Below are 19941 nucleotides of genomic sequence, written 5' to 3' on the forward strand. Positions count from 1 at the left end.
ATGAAACGTATTAGTTGGATTAAAAGGGTTACATCTTTTATTCTTGTTTTTATGATGGCTTTTGGGATGATTCCATGGAGTGATATATCATCTTATGCCTATGATGAATCTAGATATTATGTAGATCAAATAACTATAACTAAAATTTATGAAGATGGAGGATACTCAGTTAAACAAACAAAAGTTACTGTAGAAGGAGCTTATCTTCAAGGTGCTTCTGTAGGTACTATGACAATAACTGGGTATAATGAATTTACAAATAGAACAATGAATTCAGATTCAGTACTTGAATTTATAGTTGATGGAAATATAGTAGGAGATGCAATACGTGTGGGAAGTACAAAAATAGATATAGATATGATCACCATTCCTGCTCTTTCCAATATAGATAAAAGGAATGTAATAGCAGGAGAAGAAAAGCTTGTTCTTACTGGACCAAATTTAAAAAAGTTAATAGATGAACCAGATAAATATAAAGCTTTTTATTCAAATGTCGCACAGGCAAACGGTAAGATTGCACTAAGTTTAATCGAAAAAGATGCTGTAAAGCAGGAATATGAAACAACTACAAATTTAACTGGAGTAGCTGGACTTCAAAATATAGTAATAACAAAAGAAGAAACTAAAGCTGGATTAGCTTTCCCAAGCGGAAATAAAGATGTAAAGCTTACCATACAAAATACTTATCTTGAACAATTTAGATTAATAAATAAAATACAACCAGACACTCTTGACATGAACCCAAATAGAGGTAAGGCAGGAGAAGGAAGTGAGATAGGGGATGAAATTTTATTTACGGCTAAAACTGGACTAGATAGATATGATGTATTTTTCTTAAAGGATTTGACTGATAAATTTACTAATGATAAAAAAGGTGTTAATACGGACTTTATTCCAAATGTTGATGGAAAACAAGTACTAAAAACAAATATTCCATATAAAAAGCCTGGAATAATAGAACCTGGAGAATATTTTGTAGTAATTACTAATGAGATACCACCTGGCAAAGATCCTAATAATGAAGTTACAATGCAGTATGTACTTCCTGAAAAGTTTACTATAATAGAAGCAGACCAAAAGATGAAAATAATAAATATAGCTCCTAATAGTGGACCCGATACAGGAATTAATGCTGAAATATCAGGACTTTTCTTTGGAACACTTAATATACCAGACTTAAATCCAAACGCTGGATCAAATTCTGGTATAGATGTAAAAAAACCAATTGCAGGTTCATCGGATGAAGTAATGGATATATCATATCCAGATTATGTTGATGGAAAGTACAAAGGAAAAGATATAGCTACAGTAGAAAGACAAGTTAAGGTAATAATTGGTGATGTTGCAAAATTTGCAAGAAAGCCAAGTGATAATACTTCTTATGATTATAGTTTTTCAAATGTACTAGATAGGATACAAATAATAACACCTCAAGTCTCGGATGCAGAAAAAAATCCTGTAAAAGATGTAATTGTTGAGACTGTAACTACTATAACACTTAAATCAGGAGATAAAGTAACATTAAAGGATAGATCAGAATTGAAAAATGGATTTACATATAATGCAAGTAAAATAACTCCAAGAATTGATAAAGTTATTCCAGAGAAAATACAAGTTACAAAAGAGAATAACACTAAATATACATTAAGTGAAGATCGACTAATATCAATAGAAGGAGAGAATTTTTTAATAAATAAATATACAAAGCCAGATGGAACTGAAGAGGTTAGATACCCAATAATAGAACTTGGAAATGATATAAGGCTTAATAAAAATAGTACTGGAACTAAATCAAATCCAGATTTATATTTAAAAATATTTGATAAAAGTGGGAATGAACTTGATGGAAGTAAAGGAAACGAGGTAGGAAGCAAGATAATAGTTATAATTCCAAAACATTATAACTATAAGAATATAGATAAAGATGGAACGGTAATAAGTGAAGGTGAAGAAGATACATTCACTACAAACATTGGAAAAACACATGTGAAAGTGATAAATCCTATAAGAAATAGCAGCGAGGAAGGGCTTTCAGACAAAAAATTTGATGCTGTAGAATTTGTGGATGTAAACGATGATCCAGTAGTCAAAAGTGTAACGCCAAATATAGTTACTGTAGCTGGTGGAGAAGAAATAAAAATAGAGGGTAGCAACTTTAAAGATGGAGTTAAAGTTTTTATAGATGGTGTGGAAGTTAAAACGATAAAACGTGAAGGTGATGGTCAAAAGATTACATTCACAGCACCTAAAGGAAGAGAAGGGACTACTCAGATTCAGGTTATGAATCCAAGTGGAGCAATAGCAATAGCTGATTTTACTTATGTTAAGACTTATACAGAGCCTAAACTTACTTCTTTTTCACCTAATAAAGGAAGTAATGGAATATTAGTTGTTGTAAATGGAGATAATTTTTTAAAGCCAGATCCGTCTACAACAGATACGAGTGGAGCAAACATATTCAAACTAACAGGAACAAGAATACTATTAAGTGGAAGAGATATAAATGATTATTACAAGGATTCTAATAATAAAATAAGTCTTCAAGATTTTAAATCAAAGGATGAAAAGATAATAAAGCCAACACAGGATGATTTAGTTGAAGTTGGAAGCTATTATCAAAGTGTGTTACTACAAGAAAAAGATAAAGCTAATAGTTTTTACACAATAGATACAAATACCAAAGGTGAGGTAACTTTATCTAATGGTAAAGATGAGAGTTATACAATAACAAAACCAGTAACCCCAGGATCTACCACTGAATTTTATGCATTATCAGGAAAAGGAGTGCAATACAAGGTAGAATTATCCAGTGATGTAGATAAAGATATATTAACTATAAAATATGCAAGTAATAACAGCGTAAAAACTGAGCTATACACAAAAACACCATATGTTATAGATGATGGAAAAATAGTAGGGCATAGAGTAAAAGTAATAAGTAAAAATGAAATTCACTTTATAGTACCAATACTAGATGTTGAAAAATGGTACGATCTTACGGTGAAAAATCCAGATACAAAATCAGATACAAAAAGAGGAGAACAAGGATTTTACTACTTCAAAACTCCTAAGAAAAATCCTACTATAACAAAAATAGTTCCAAATCAAGGTTCTGTAGAAGGTGGATATACAATAGATATTTACGGATCTGACTTTGAAGCTAATGGAGATATAAAAAGCCGTGTGTTCATAGGCGGAGTAGAAGTATTAGGTGATGATATTATAGTAAATACAGGTAAAACAAAAATGACAATAGTAGTACCTAAATATCCAGGAGATTTAAAACAAGAAATAGAGGGAGATAGAAAATCAGTACCTGTTGTAGTTTTAAACTCTGATGGAGGTAATGCTAAAGAAGAAAAAGGATTTACTTATGTTATACCAACAAGTAATCCTAAAATAACAAAAATACTTCCGGATTCGGGAAATGCTGCAGGTGGAGAAAATGTACAGATATGGGGATCTGACTTTAGATACTTTGAACCATATGTAGATACAAATGGAGATGCAGAATATGATGCTGGAGAAAAATATCAAGATCTAAATAATAATGGACAGTGGGATAATTTAGAAGATCAAAGTGTATATGACACTTTAAAACAAGAATATGAAGAATTACTTAAAGATCCTAATGTAAGTGATGATGAAAAGGCTAAAAAAGACTATAGAAATATACTTCCAAAAGTGTACTTTGGAAAAGAAATAGCTGAGATAATAGATTTTTCAGATGGGTATATATCAGTGAAAACACCAGTTGGACAAAGTCAAAGTGTAGATGTTCAAGTGGTGAATAATGATTATGGAACATCTAATAAATTTAAATTTAATTATAAATCATCTTCTCCTCAAATAACAAGTATAATACCTAATGTTGGTAAAAAACAGGGAAGAGATAATGTTGAAATTCATGGTAAAGAATTTTCTAATAGTACAATTAAAGTTGTAGATTCAAATGACTCAACTAAAATAGAAGACAAAAATATGCCATTAGTAAGATTTGGGGATATAAACGATAAGAATATATCTAATATAACAATAAACCCAGGAGAATTAAACGCAGGAACTATAGTTGGTTCAAAAGGAAATACTAATGTAGGAAACTTAACTGTAGAATATAATGCTAATGATTCTAACAATAAAGTATTATCATTAACTATAAAAGAAGAAGATAAGGAATATAAAACTGTTATTACAAATTATGATGATGAAACAATATATGTACCTGTAGAATTATTAGAGCATACAGATACTGATGGTGGTAAAGAAAAATATGCAAAATATGAATTAGTTAAAATAAGTATAGATACATATGAAAGAAGAATTATAGTTGAAAGAGGATATTCTCCTCAAACCAATCTTTTAAATAGCGGACAAGTAGAAGTTAAAACTCCTTCTTATTACACAATAGGTCAAGTTCCTATAACTATAATAAATCCAGATAAAGGTGAGGCGAGTGGAACTTTTGAATATAAAAATCCAGACAGTATCCCTGCAATTACAGAAATAACTAGGGATGGGCAACCTTCTGTACTTGATACCACAAGCTATGGAAAAGACGTTAAAGTAGTCAAAGTAAACTATAAAGGCGGAAGTATAATAAGTGTAATTGGATCTGATTTTAGAGAGAATGCAAAGATATCTATAGGAAATATAATGGAAATTCCTTATGCAAATATGACTCCAAATCTTCCTAGTAAGCTTACATTTAAAATAGACGCTGTAGATGAAAGCGAAGTAGGAAAGCTTCATAAAGTAGTAGTTCAAAATGAGGACGGAGCATTTGCAAGCTCGGACGAATCAACAATACCTATATATATAGTGTTTACAAAAGGAGAGACTACTCCTAAAATAGATAAAATAACTCCAAATAAAGGTCTATCAAAAGGAGGAGAAAAGGTAGTTATAAAAGGTCTTGATTTTAGAGAGACTATGGAGGGCTATGAGCCTAAGAAAATAGCTGTATACTTTGGAGAAATAAGAGTTCCAGATAAAGACATTACGTTTATAGATTATAAAACTATAGAAGTAATAACTCCTAAACATGATCCAAAAACTGTAGATGTTAAGATAGAAAATCCTGATGGAGAAATTTCAAATTCGGTTGAATATACATATTTGAGTGATCCTAATATAACTCAGATAGTAGATGCAAAGGATAATTCTATAAACATATCTACTATATATGTAGATGGAGGACAAGAAATACAGATAAAAGGAAATGACTTTATGTCTGGGGCTAGAGTTGTATTCAGTCCTGTTCTTAAAGAAGCTACAGATTCTGATACAGATACAATAACTATTGATGGTAAAAACTATGTTTTAGTATCTGGAACTGATGGCAGCGCTGAGTTTATGGATTCTCAGAATCTAAAAGTTACAACTCCTGCTGGAAAATTAGGATCTAAAGGGGTTATGATAATTAATCCAGATAAAGCTGGAAGTAATATATATGATATAGTTTATATAATAGATCAAATAGATGCCCCGACAGGTGTAAAGGCAGAGCTTATATACGATAAGTATATAAAAATAGATTGGAATGAAGTAAAGGATGCAACGTCTTATGAAATATATGCAGTAGAAGATGATAAAGAAATGTATCTTGTTGGGACTACTGATTTGACTACATTTATATACAGAGATGTAAAATCAAAGACTGACTATAGATTCATAATAAAGGCTATAGGAGAATTTGGATTATCAAAAGGGTCATCAAAAAGTAATGAAGTAACTACTAAATCAGGATCAGGATATGAAGATAAAGATGGAGAAATAAATGAAAAAACAGTTGTAAATAGATCTGGTGATACTGTTAACGTGCTAATTGGAACGGATGATTATGATGAGAAGGAAACTATTATAGATCTTACAAAAGGAGAATATGCAGGAGCAAAGGAAGTTGTTATAAGTATACCAGCAAGGGTTGCTACAAGTTATTTAGCAAAGGATATAAAAGTAGTTTTAAGTGACATGTATGTTAAGTTCAACCCTACTGCATTTAATGTATCAAAGCTTTATGAAAGTAAAGATAAGGATAAATCAGGGGTTAAATTCAAAATAGGAATTAATCAAAAGAATGATACAACTTCTTTATCTAATGAGTATGAATTAAAAGCTGATGTATTTATTGGAGCAGATATTACTAGCATAGATTATCTGAAGAACAATATGGAGATATCTCTTGATTATGACTCTTCAAAAGCAGATCTTAGAAGAATGAGAAATATTTCTCTTAGAAGATATGATGAATACAAAAATGAATGGACTTATGTAAAGCAGAGAATGGACAATTATTCTACTTCTATTAACTCTCCAGTAAATAGACTTGGAAGATATTCAATTATAGGTAGTAGGAGGTAGATTATGAGAAAAATATTATCTTTAACAATTATATTTGTATTGAGTTTTTGCACATTGGTTCAAGCAGATCAATTCTCTCCGTATATAGATAATTATATAGAGGGTTATATAAAGGATGTATTAGATGGAACAGTTCAAATTGAAGAGTACGATGGTACTCTTCATACATTGAACTTTACAGAAGATGTAGTATATATAATAGATAATAGAGATGCTATGCTTGTAGATTTTAAACCTGGAATGGAAGTTTATGCTACTCTTAAAGGGAAAAGGATAGACTATATAGAGAGTTATTCAACTCAAAATACAGGATACATACCTCAAGGATCTAAAGTTAGAAATGGAACAATTCAAAAAATAGATAGAAACCAGATGACTTTAAAGTATATAACTGGAGATGAAGAAATATTCTATACAACACCGGCAACACAAGTAACTAAGAATGGACAAATTACATCGTTAAATACGTTATATGTAGGAGATAAGGTAAAATTTTTATTTGATAAAATAGATTCAAATACAGTAAATAAGATACAAATAGATGACAAATATACTAGTATAAAGAGTTTATATAAAGCTACAATGAAATCAACGGATGATTTATCAGAAAATATAACGCTTTTTAATGTACAAACTTTAAAAAATGGGAAATGGGAAAAAGCAAATAATTATACTACTATACCTTACAATAATGAAGTTCCTGTATACTCAAATGGATCTAAAATAGAATACAGTGATTTAAAGTATTACGCAGGAAAAAATGTTTATTTGGTAGTAAAAGACTTTTTTGGAACTGAAAAGATAGAGAGAATGGTCGTAAAGGATTCTTATGAATATAATTTTTCTGATAAAATAGAGGATATAAACTTCTATAGTGATAAATTTGAGCTTGCAAATAAGAAAAATATATCTCTTAATGATGGAACTATAATAATAAAGAATTCAAGACTTGTAGATAAATATTCTATAAATTCGAAATCAGATGCATTTATAGTAGCTGAAGGAAGAAATAATTCTATATCAGCAGATGTAGTTTATATATACAATGAAGATATTAATAACTCTAGTATAGGTCAGAACTATATATATGCATCGAAAATTGATGAAATAGATACTTACTCGGTTAAAATAGATGATTTTAACATCTTGAATGAGAATGAATGGGAATCATTTAATTCTGAAAAAGATTTATATTATGATGAAGATACATATATATACGATTTGATAAACGATAAGAAACTTACAATAAATGAATTTTCATCACTAGATGCAGATCATAAAAACTATTATGGATATATATATACTGATGGAGATAGAATAAGCTCTATTTATGTAAATGACAAAATGGATTCTTTATCAAGACAAAGAACTACTATAGGTACAGTTGAATCGCTTGAAAATAATTCTAAAATAGGATGGGCTATAAAGATTCAAGATGCAAAAGATTGGAGCGAAAGAAAAGAATCGTGGATGTTAAAGAAAGTATCTATAAATGTAAGTATAGATAAGAGTGTGATTATTAAGGATGGAAAACATATAAGTTATGAAGAGCTACAGGTTGGAGATAGGGTCTATATGGTTAGGGATGATATATACTCTAAAGTTCTTATAGTTAAATAGTGACGAAATTTAAAATTTATATTAAATTCTCGCTACGGCAAATTATAGTTTCCTTATTAAGAACATATAAGGAGGAAACGATATATTTGAAACGAGCTCTAATTCAATATAAATTCCAAATTTATGATTTGTGCTGATACACGAAATTTAAAATTTATATTAAATTCTCGCTACGGCAAATTATTGTTTCCTTATTTGAAAAATATATAAGGAGGAAACAATATATTTGAAACGAGCTCCAATTCAATATAAATTCCAAATTTCTGATTTGTATTGATATACGAAATTAAGGATTTATATTAATTTCTTGCATCGGCAAATTATAGTTTCCTCATTAAGAACATATAAGGAGGAAACAATATATTTGAAACGAGCTCTAATTTAATATAAATTCTAAATTTCTGGTTAGTTGTTTAAATTGAAAGGAGGAGAAAGATGAGAAGAATTTTGACATTTTTATTTGTTATGAGCATGGCGCTTAGTCCTATTAACATTTGGGCTGCTCCTCCTGAATTTTCGGGCGGTGTTAATAATGAGTATGAGTATGAAGAGGTTGTATTTGTAAGTGGGGAGCCTGTTAGGTTAAAAGGTGAGATAAAGGTTTCTGAGAGAGTTAAGGATACTGAAATGAGTGTTAGTTATTCTTTCAAACTTGAGAATAAGGATAAGGATGCTAAGCTTGATAGGAAGATTACGGTTGAGACTCTTCTTGATAAGAGGGATGACAAAGGTCAGACTATAGCGCAAAGTTCTATATCAAAGTACAGTGAAAAAATTACAATTGGTGCTGATAAGTATGAACTTGAGGATTTTCAGTTCTCAAAGTCGGATGTTATAGACAATAGACCTGCGGCTGATTTTTATAATGGAAATATGCAGGGAAGAAAGTATTATAAAGTAAATAAAGATCAAGGTGAGGTTATAGTAGATATTTCTGGACAAGATGTAGGGTATAAAAATTTCTGGGGAAATAGTGAAACTCAGATTATAAATTATTCTATAAAAAACATAAAACAAGATGATTCAGAAGGATCTTGGCAAGGGAATGTGAAAGCATCTGTATCAGATAGCACTACTAAGGTACTAAAATACTCTGATAACGAAGCAAATTTTTCTAGTTTTAATGGAGGACATATGAGGGTTACTAATCAGCAGATGGTATCAAGATATGAGTATGATCTCCCAAAAATAAATAATGGTAAAGTAGATGATAAAAGAGATAAAGGTACTATAAAGATGAATAAGAGTATGGTTCCAAAAGTTGAAAGACTTATAGTGCCTAAGTTTAGAGACTTAGGAGGACATTGGGCTCAAAGTTATATAGAAAAATTATATTCTCTTGATGTTTTCGATGAAAATGGTGAGTTTTTTTCTCCTGATTTACCTATGAATAGAATGGAATTTACAAAGGCTGTAATAAAGTCTTGTGACATAAGGTCTTATATAGAAGAGCCTAAAAAGAGATCTAGAAAAGCGCCTCCAGAAGAACCGGTATTTAATGATTTAGATACTAAAGATGATGATTATAAATATGTAAAAAGCGGATATGATAAAGGAATAATACATGGTGAAAATAACAAGTTTAATCCAAATAGAAATTTAACTAGGGCACAAGCTATAACTATAATGGTAAGAGCTTTAGGATTTGAAAATAAGGCACCAACACCAGGATATTATACTAGTTTTTCTGATGATAGGGAAATACCTTATTGGGCAAAAGATAGTATATATATGGCAAAAGAGATAGGTCTTATTCAAGGAGATAAGTTTAATAAAATAAATCCAAATAAGATTATGTCAAGAGCGGAAGCGTCTACAATGTTGGTTAGATTTTTGGAGTTTCTTGAGAGGGATTTACAAAGAGATTATAGAGAAAATATAATATATTTTAATTAGGTACTATTTTAGAGTATAGTATTTAAGCGAAAAATGAAGGTTATTAAAATAACGCTAATTAAAATCGAGTATACATGTACTTAATTGCAAAATAAAGGGTATTAAAATACCGGTCATGTGTTAAATATTTTTAATAAAACTAAGAATTACACCTTATTGAATAGCCTAAAAGTTCTAAACTCCCTAACGGTCAGACAACGAACTTTCTTAACGGATATTCAAACTGTGTAATATAAGTTTTATACAAAAACATTTAAATCATGACCTAACATTTTAATACCCTTTATTTTTTAGTATGTTTTTAAATGTTATAAAGCTTTGATAACCCGAATAAAAGTAAAAATATCTAACATTTCAAGCAATACAACTCATTTTTAGTAAACCGTCAATTTCGAACAGATATATACATAGAAGTAATTAAAATAATAGTAATTGAGTAGAAATGCATGTCGTATTTCCGAGGAAATAATTATATATTTGGTCAAAAAGTAGGAAATAAGAGAATATGAATTATGCATTTGTATTTCATAGATTTTAATGTAAAATATATGTAATAGTTCATGAAAGGTAGGGGGAATATATGATAGATATACATTGTCATATTGTTTCGGGTTTAGATGATGGTTCAAAATCTCTTGAGCAATCTATAGAAATGGCAAAGATAGCGTCAAATGATGGAATAAAAAAAATAATAAATACGTCTCATTATCATTTAGATTCTAAGTTTGTAATTGGAAAAGAGATTGAGATAAAGGTTGATGATTTTAATAAGATATTAAAAGAGCAGGGGATAGATTTAGAGATACTAATTGGAAATGAGCTTTATTATACTAATGAATTAATGAATAGAATAGATGAATTAGATTTTTATTCTTTAAATAACTCTAGATATATTCTTATAGAGTTTAGCCCATCTAATTTTCCAGATAATATAGAGGACATAATATATGAGTTTAAGATTAGAAATTATATACCTATACTTGCGCATGTAGAGAGATATCAAAAAATAGTAACAAATCCCAATAAGATATATGAATATATAAAGTCTGGAGCGTTGATTCAAATAAATTCAAACAGCATAACAGGGAAGTCTGGAAAAGAAATTCAAAACATATGCGATATACTTATCAGAAACAATATGGTTCACTTTGCTGCAACTGATGCTCATTCTTCAAATTCAAGAAAACCAGTTTTAAATAAAGCTTATAAATATGTTGAAGGTAGATTAGGAAAAGAAAAGGCTAAACAGATATTCTATGAAAATCCTGAAAAGCTAATATCGGATGAACATATATTGATTAAAGAACCTATAAGATACAAGCAAAATAAATTTAAAAACCTTATCCGAAATATATTTAGAAAGTCTAGTTAACTATTAACTAGACTTTTTTGTATATAAGTAAACTATATAACTTTTCACTTATGGATAACATTGATAAGTGAGCTTAAGTTACAACTATTTTGAGCAACGCAGACCTATAGGAATCGTTAGCGACATGAGACATACGATAGCATGAAACAAATTTTCGTATTTCTTTTTCATTGAAAGATTGCTTTGAATAATGTAAAATAGAGTGTGTTGTTAACATTAATATCCATAAAAGAATATTATTTACAACAAATTTCGACAAGGGGATGAGGAATATTATGGAAGAAACTATAGACTTGAGAGAGTATTTTGATATTATAAGGAAAAGATTTCTAATTATAATGATTATAACAGCAACAACTACTTTTATAAGTGCCATAGTTAGTTTTTTTGCATTAGATCCTTTATATGAAACTAGTACAACTCTTATGGTAAACAAAGCTAAAAATGAAGAGAGCTCTATTATAAATTATCAAGATGTTATGTTAAATCAAAAACTAGTTGTTACATATGGAGAAATATCAAAATCGAGAGCTGTGTTAGGTAAGGTAATAGATGATCTAGGACTAGATATGGAATATGAAGAACTATATGAAAAGATAACGGTATCTCCTGTTAAGGATACTGAAATTATGAAAATAAAGGTTCAAGATACAGATTCTAATTTGGCTAAGAAAATAGCTAATAAAATACCTCAGGTATTTACACAAGAAGTAATAAGAATAACTAAGGCAGATAGTGTTCAAGTAATAGACTATGCCAAGGTTCCTAAAAACCCTATAAAACCTAAAAAAATGTTAAATATAGCTATAGCTTTTGTTTTAGGAATAATGATAGGACTATTCGTAGTATTCCTTATTGAATATATGGACAACACAATAAAAACTGCTCAAGACATAGAAAGACATCTTGAACTCCCTGTTATGGGAGTAATACCAGAGTTTCAAGAAGAAGCTAAATAGGGGGATAAAATAATGCGAAATGACAGTAGAAGACTTATGATACGAGAAAATACAAAATCGCCAGTATCAGAAGCATATAGAAATATAAGGACTAATATACAGTTTAGCAATATAGATAAAAATATAAAAACTATAATGATAACTAGTGCTGGACAAAGTGAGGGAAAGACTACAACTATATCTAATATAGCAGCAGCTTTTTCAGACACATCAAAGAAGGTAATAATAATAGACTGCGATCTTAGAAAACCTAAGGTTCATAAGGTATTTAATATAAGTAACAACAAAGGTGTTACTGATTGTCTATTAAACGATAACTCTTACAAGGAATACATACATAAGGGTGAAGAAGAAAACCTCCATATACTTACAGCTGGACAAACACCTCCAAATCCAGCCGAAATGCTAAGTTCTAATAAAATGAAAAAGCTTATAGAAGACATAAAAAAGGATTACGACTATATATTAATAGATGCACCTCCTATATGTATAGTTACAGATGCTGCAATATTATCTACACTTGCTGATGGAGTGGTACTTTTATGTGCATCAGGTGAAGCTGAAATTGATATGGCAAAAAGAGCTAAAGAAAACTTGGAAAAAGTAAATGCAAACATATTAGGAGTTATATTAAATAAACTTCCTATTGATACAAGATCTTATCAGTATTATTCATATTACTATGGCTCAAGTGAAGCTACACCAAAGAAAAAAAGTATACTTTCCAAAGTATTTGGATAATATTTTAAAATATTAAAAATATTTCCAAACAATACAGAATGATATATAATATACTTTATAAATAAAGTAAAAAGGAGAGATAATTTTGAAGAAAAGAATCGTAGGCTTACTTGTGATATCTCTATTATCTTTTAATGCATCTTATGCACAAATGAAAGACAAAGATATAAATGCATTGTTAGAAAAAATGGCTACAACAGAAAATAAAACTATTAAAGCTGGTGCATTAGGGATATTAAACAAAAATGAAATACATACAGATAATCCTGATATAGAAAAGTTAAAGGATGACATAAGAGATTATGGGCAAGGATACAAATCTAAATTAGAAGAAAAGGGATATGACTTTGAAGAGTGTATAGACTCTCTAGATATACTAAAAGAGATGAGTACAGATGATAGAAAGACGATAATAAAATCTATAGAGAATAATAATGTAGATGACATAAAAGAAGTACTTGATAAGTACGATGAAAAAGAAGAAACAAAAGTGCCATCTGGTTCAGGTGGTACTACAGAGACTAAATCTGAAGAAGTAAAGAACGAAGAAACGCAAGTTTTAAATAAAATACAATTTGATGATTTAAAAGACCATTGGGCAAAAGAAGATATAGAGTTTTTAGCTAATAAAGGCATTATAAATGGACAAACAGATATTGTATTTAGTCCAGATACTAATATAACAAGAGCACAGTTTGTATCACTTATAGTTAGATTATTTGAATTAAAGCAACAAGATGTGTTCTATGGAATGAAATTTAAAGATATAAATGCAGATGATTGGTATTATGATAGTGTTAAAATAGCAAGCGAATACAATTTAGTAAATGGAAGTGATGAACATATATTTGCTCCTAATGATAAAGTTACAAGAGAAGAAATGGTGACTATAATACTAAGAGCAATTGAAAAGCAGAATATAAAAAATGAAACTCAATCTAATATAACTATAGATAAATTCGAGGACAAATCAGATATATCAGCTTGGTCAAAGCAATATATTGATAAAGCGCTTCAAATGAACATTATAAATGGAGTAACTGATACTAAGTTTTGTCCAAAAGGAGATGCAACTAGAGCACAGGCATCAGTTATTATTAAAAGGGTTTATGATTTAATAAAATAAAGGGGGAATAAGAATGAAATTAAAAAAGTTAATGTCAATAGTACTTACATTAGTTATGGTACTAGCGTTAATACCAGCAAACTTTGCATCTTATGCACAAGAACAAAGTCCATTTGATGAACTTGTGAATATAATGGATCAAAAGATTAGTGGCTTATTTACTAAAGATGGGGAAATAGACTTAAAATCACTTACAGCTATGATATCTTTATATGACTATTTAACAGAGGACGGGATAGAGAAATACATAAATGAAGAATTTGTTAAATTAGATAAGGAAACTCAAGCTAAATTAAATGACAATGGATTTACTCAACAATTTATAATTGATTCAGTAAAAGAAATTATATCAAAAGATGATTTAAATAAACTTAAGAATATAGTAGAAAGTAAGGACAAAACAGCTCTTAAAGAGTATGTTAAAACTAAGTATAATAATGTGCATAAATTAATTGAAAAAACTACTTTCTATAAGAATCATCAACAATACGAAAATATAGACATAGCAGAGCAAAAATTCGCAGTATCTTTATTGAAAAAGTTATATGATGGACAAAAACTTGTAACAAGAATAAGTTCTGATGAAAATGCAAATATACAAATATTATTTGAAGACAAATATATAGATGATGTAAACAATGAAATTAAAAATGAATATGACGGCAGACAATTTACAGCAAATGAAATAAAAGTAATTAAAGATGTTAAAAACGTAGCTGTTAAAGCATTTGAAAATAAGATAAATTCAACTAATACTCAAAAGGATAATATAGAGCTTATAGCTACTAAGCTTGATATATGGAAAACTCCTGCTACTAAACCAGACAATGGTGGAGGATCAGGTGGCGCAGGTGGTGGAGGTGGAGGATCTTCTTCAGAAGATAACTCTGATATCTCTATACCAAAGGATTCAATAGAAATGAAAACTGACGGAGATAAAACTATAGCATCTGTTAAAACAGAAGATTTAGAAAAACTAGTTAAAAAAGCTTTAAATGAAAAAGAAGTAACTATAAATATAGACTTATCAAAAGTTGATAAGGATGTTGAAATATCTCTTCCGATTAAGAGCTTAAAAGAATTAAAAGGAAAAGATGTAAAAGTAGTTATCAATACTAAGTCAGTAGAAGTTAATATACCTCTTGAAAATTTAGACTTAAACAATGATTCTGATATGAAATTAGAGGTTAAACAAGTTAAAGCTGATGAAGTAAAAGAATCTATGGACAATTCAGTTACTAAGGTATTAAAGGTTGTAGATATGAACTTGTTCCAAGGGGATACTAATATAGGCAAGAGCTTCGCTAAAAAAGTGAGGGTTGGTATAAATATATCTGATTTAGATATAAACAAAGACAAATCTGTAGTTGTTAGAATTAACAATAACAACACTGAAATAGTTGGTGGAAAGATTGAGAACAACAAGATATATGCGAATCTTGAGCATTTCAGTAAGTATGCAGTAGTTGAAAGAAATGTATCATTTGAAGATTGCAAAGATCACTGGGCTAAACAAAACATAGAATCTATGTCAGCAAAAGGTATTATAAATGGATATGAAGATGGCTCATTTAAGCCTTCAAACAATATAACTAGAGCAGAATTTGCTAAGTTATTAGTTAATGAATTAGAGCTTGATATAGTTAATACAAAATCAGAATTCAAGGATATGCAAGGACATTGGGCTAATGATTATGTAAATACAGCTTACAAAGCTGGACTTATAACAGGGTATGATGGGAACTTCAATCCAAACGATAATATAACAAGAGCTCAAATGGCGGCTATGATAGGAAGAGCTATAGATACTGATAAAGCATCAGATGTAAGTAACTTTAATGATAGCTTAAATATACCAACTTGGGCAAGAAAAGATTTATCAAAGGCTGTAGCAGAAGGACTTATCAAAGGGGATAATGGAATGTTTAGATCTGATGATAATACAACAAGAGCAGAGGCTACTACTGTAATATACAGAATGTACAATAAGTAGAATTTAATATAAATCAATGTATTGTAGGTAAGCAAAAATGAGAATAATTTAAATAACGCTACTTAATCAATCTTTTGATACAACTATAGATTGTACCTTATTAAATATCCTAAAACTTCTTAAACTCCCTTATGGTCAGACAAAGAAGTTTTTGAACAGATATTTAAACACTACAATCTAAGTTGCATAGCAAAAGATTAATCAAAAGTAGCTAACATTTAAATTATCCTCATTTCTAGAATTAAATAGAAAACAAAAGGTCTAGCTTTTAAGCTAGACCTTTTTTAAGAAGGGGTGGGTAAAATCAAGAACATAATTAAGGTGATATTGATAGTTGTAGTAGGTACAACTATGTCTCTTGCTATGTGCACTTATAAAAACTATGTTTTAGAGCCAGAGCCTGATGTTGTGTATATAAAGGATTCTAATAATGAGCAGGTTGAGGTGAGTATAAAGACGGAGGAAGAACTTGAAGAAACTATTAAAAAGGTTTTAGAAGAAAATATTATGTATTCAAATGATATAGACAATATTATAAATACAGATAAATCTAAGGATAATAACAAAACTAAAGAAAATGATAGAAAGACAGAGAAAGAGATAATAGATAAGTACAAGTCTAGATTCTATTCTATGCAGGGAAGCTATTCTTCTAAAATATCTAGTATGGTAGCAACAGCTAAGAAGGAATACTATGGTATACCAGAAGATGAGAGAACAAGTTCTGCTAAGGTAAAGATTGGACTTAAATATTATGATAAAGCTAGGGCTCTTGAAAAAGAATGCGATAGTAAAGTGGATGGTCTATTAAACTCTATGGAAAAGGAACTAGTTGATAATAATTACTCTACAAAAACAATAGAACTTATAAAGAATTACTATAAAAATCAAAAGTCGTCTCAAAAACAACTTTACATGTCACAAATAAAATAAATCCTCGAGTCATTCGACAAAAGGATTTTTTTATTGCAAAAAAATATAAAAATAAAATATATAAATAAAACACATTTTAATAATCAAATTCAAATGGCAGAATAATTAATGAAAGTCGAAAAATAGGACAAAAAGACGAGCGAAAGTAAGGCTTAAGCAATTGTATGGGTAGGTCTAAAGTAATAAAATATATATGGTAAGCAACGAGATAGAAATTTTATGTAAGAAGGGGACAATATGGAAAATGTGATGAGCAAAGTGAAAATTAGACAGATTATATTAGTAATTGTAGATAGTGTACTAATCAGTCTATGTGCATATATATCTATGTGTTTAATTTTCGATTTTAATACTCCCAATAAATATATATACATAATTAAATCTTATATGATCGCATATATTTTTGCTACGTTAATAGTATTTTATTTATTCAAGTTCTACAGTAGTTTATGGAGGTATGCGAGTATAGAGGAAATGCTATCAGTAGTTATAGCATGTGTAATATCTACATCTATATGGAGAACCGTATTTTATATGTATGAAGAAAGTATTCCTATAGGGTTTTATATAGTTAATGCACTTATACTGACTATATCTACAGGTGGAGTGAGATTTACATATAGAGTTATAAGACGTATAAAAGGTAAGCTTGGAGTAACTGAAGAATGGAATCGTGTTCTTGTTATAGGTGGGGGATCAGCAGGGGCCATGGTTATCAAGGAGATACGTAACAATCCACAGATAAAAAAGACTCCTGTAGCTGTAATCGATGATGATATCAATAAAAAGGGGAGAAGAATACACGGGGTATTAGTATATGGAACTAGAAAAGATATTGAAAAAGCTATAGAAGATAAAAACATCGATGAAATAGTATTTGCAATGCCATCCATAAGTACGTTAGAAAAGAAAGAGTTGATAGATATATGTAAAAATACAAAATGCAAGTTAAAGACACTTCCTGGAATGTATGAGCTCATAGATGGAAGAGTAGACATAAAGAAGATAAGAGACATTCAGATAGAGGATTTGTTAGGAAGAGATTCTGTGAAAGTCGACTTAGATGAAGTGTCAGATTATTTGGAAAATGAGGTTGTTCTTGTAACTGGAGGAGGAGGATCTATTGGATCTGAGCTTTGCAGGCAGATATCAAGATTTAAACCAAAGGAATTAATAATTTTAGATATATATGAGAACAATGCTTATGAAATACAGCAAGAACTTAAAAGAAAATATAAAAATGAGCTAAATTTGAAAGTAATTATAGCATCTGTAAGAGACAATAACAGAATGGAGGAAATATTAAAGAAGTATAAACCAAATGTAGTATTTCATGCAGCAGCTCACAAGCATGTTCCCTTGATGGAGGATAGCCCGACTGAGGCTATTAAGAACAATGTTTTTGGAACTATGAATGTGGCCAAGCTTTCTGATAAGTACAAGGTTAAAAAATTCGTACTCATATCTACTGATAAGGCTGTTAACCCAACCAACATAATGGGAGCTACTAAAAGAACAGCAGAACTTATAATACAAACTCTTGATAAATGCAGTGAAACAGAATTTGCAGCAGTTAGGTTTGGAAATGTACTTGGAAGTAATGGAAGTGTAGTACCACTTTTTAAGAGACAAATTCTTGAAGGTGGACCTGTAACAGTCACTCATCCAGATATTATAAGATATTTTATGACTATACCTGAGGCTGTGCAGCTTGTTATTCAGGCAGGGGCTATGGCTAATGGTGGAGAAATATTTGTGCTAGATATGGGAGAGCCAGTAAAGATTGCAGATCTTGCAAAAGATATTATAAGACTTTCTGGATTTGAACCTGATGTAGATATAAAGATTAATTATACAGGATTAAGACCAGGAGAGAAGTTATATGAAGAACTTTTAATGGCAGAAGAAGGGCTTACAAGTACAAAGCACGAGAAGATATTTATAGGACAGCCTATTGATACTGATATAAATGCTTTGAGAAAAGAACTTGAGATGCTTGAGAAGATTGTTAGAAGTGAAGAAGAAGAGCTTCTTAATGTAATTATTAAAAAGCTTGTGCCAACTTATAGGGAGGTTGCTGTTACAACAGCTTAAAATCTTTGTATCTGCTTATAAGGCGAAATTCTAATTATATTAATTTTTTACTCGGCTAATATTGCAATTTCAGGACAAACATACAAGGTAGAAATTGCAATATAAACTCGTTAAAACTTAATATAATTAGAATTTCTTGGTTGAGTAGCATGATTGAGATGTGCAGCGATTTTATAGAAATGAAAATATAAATATTAGTAAGAGAGGGTTACTATGTATCAATATGTTAAAAGAATAATTGATTTAATACTATCGTTGATAGGATTAATAGTACTTAGTCCAGCATTTTTGGTTTTAATTATATTAATTAAGCTTGATTCAAAAGGACCTGTACTCTTTAAACAAAAGAGAGTGGGTATTCATAAAATGCATTTCAATATATTAAAATTCCGTACCATGAAAATTGATACACCAAAAGATATGCCAACACATTTATTGGAGAATCCAGAGCAGTATATAACAAAGATGGGTAAATTTATGAGAAAGACAAGCCTTGATGAGTTGCCTCAGATTATAAACATCCTAAAAGGTGATATGAGTATTATAGGTCCAAGACCAGCACTATGGAATCAGTATGATTTGATAGCTGAGAGGGAGAAGTATGGTGCTAATGATGTACCAGCTGGGCTAACTGGATGGGCTCAGATTAATGGTAGAGATGAACTTCCTATTGAGGTTAAAGCAAAGTTAGATGGAGAGTATGTTAAGAGGATAGGTTTTGGGATGGATATTAAGTGTTTCTTTGGGACTATTGTGAGTGTTTTAAAAAGTGATGGAGTTGTTGAAGGGGGGACTGGAAAGATAGAACACAAAGAAACTGTTAACAAGGGGAGTATATAAAAATAGA

General features: G+C 29.8%; 11 protein-coding genes. All 11 read left to right on the plus strand.

The window, feature by feature from the left end; all coding sequences use genetic code 11:
- The 11 genes from Tmeso_RS09510 (at position 1) to Tmeso_RS09560 (ending at position 19934) form a co-directional block, all read left to right on the plus strand.
- The gene (locus Tmeso_RS09510) at positions 1–6360 is read left to right on the plus strand and encodes an IPT/TIG domain-containing protein (protein WP_099190574.1); all 6360 of its coding nucleotides are present in this window, start codon (positions 1–3) and stop codon (positions 6358–6360) included.
- A 3-nt stretch (positions 6361–6363) separates the two neighbouring features.
- Positions 6364–7980: a hypothetical protein gene (locus tag Tmeso_RS09515; protein ID WP_099190575.1), complete on the plus strand. Its 1617-nt coding sequence runs from the start codon at positions 6364–6366 to the stop codon at positions 7978–7980.
- 435 nt (positions 7981–8415) lie between these two features.
- Complete coding sequence (locus Tmeso_RS09520; RefSeq protein ID WP_099190577.1) at positions 8416–9876, plus strand: S-layer homology domain-containing protein; 1461 nt, start codon at positions 8416–8418, stop codon at positions 9874–9876.
- A gap of 580 nt (positions 9877–10456) precedes the next feature.
- Positions 10457–11248 (plus strand): tyrosine-protein phosphatase, encoded by a 792-nt coding sequence (locus Tmeso_RS09525; protein ID WP_099190579.1) that lies wholly within the window; start codon positions 10457–10459, stop codon positions 11246–11248.
- 275 nt (positions 11249–11523) lie between these two features.
- Positions 11524–12207, plus strand: coding sequence for a YveK family protein (locus tag Tmeso_RS09530; RefSeq protein ID WP_187296296.1), 684 nt, complete (start codon positions 11524–11526; stop codon positions 12205–12207).
- A gap of 12 nt (positions 12208–12219) precedes the next feature.
- Positions 12220–12948 (plus strand): CpsD/CapB family tyrosine-protein kinase, encoded by a 729-nt coding sequence (locus Tmeso_RS09535; protein WP_099190583.1) that lies wholly within the window; start codon positions 12220–12222, stop codon positions 12946–12948.
- A gap of 85 nt (positions 12949–13033) precedes the next feature.
- A complete protein-coding gene (locus tag Tmeso_RS09540; RefSeq protein WP_099190585.1) occupies positions 13034–14074 on the plus strand; it encodes an S-layer homology domain-containing protein in 1041 nt (346 codons plus the stop codon).
- 13 nt (positions 14075–14087) lie between these two features.
- Complete coding sequence (locus Tmeso_RS09545; RefSeq protein WP_099190587.1) at positions 14088–16067, plus strand: S-layer homology domain-containing protein; 1980 nt, start codon at positions 14088–14090, stop codon at positions 16065–16067.
- A gap of 294 nt (positions 16068–16361) precedes the next feature.
- Positions 16362–17000 (plus strand): hypothetical protein, encoded by a 639-nt coding sequence (locus Tmeso_RS09550; protein ID WP_145993148.1) that lies wholly within the window; start codon positions 16362–16364, stop codon positions 16998–17000.
- A gap of 249 nt (positions 17001–17249) precedes the next feature.
- Complete coding sequence (locus Tmeso_RS09555) at positions 17250–19094, plus strand: polysaccharide biosynthesis protein (protein ID WP_099190628.1); 1845 nt, start codon at positions 17250–17252, stop codon at positions 19092–19094.
- 213 nt (positions 19095–19307) lie between these two features.
- Positions 19308–19934, plus strand: a complete 627-nt coding sequence (locus Tmeso_RS09560; RefSeq protein WP_099190591.1) for a sugar transferase — start codon at positions 19308–19310, stop codon at positions 19932–19934.
- The last annotated feature ends 7 nt before the right edge of the window (positions 19935–19941 follow it).

This window comes from Tepidibacter mesophilus, from assembly GCF_002724055.1.
GTDB lineage: Bacteria > Bacillota > Clostridia > Peptostreptococcales > Peptostreptococcaceae > Tepidibacter_A > Tepidibacter_A mesophilus.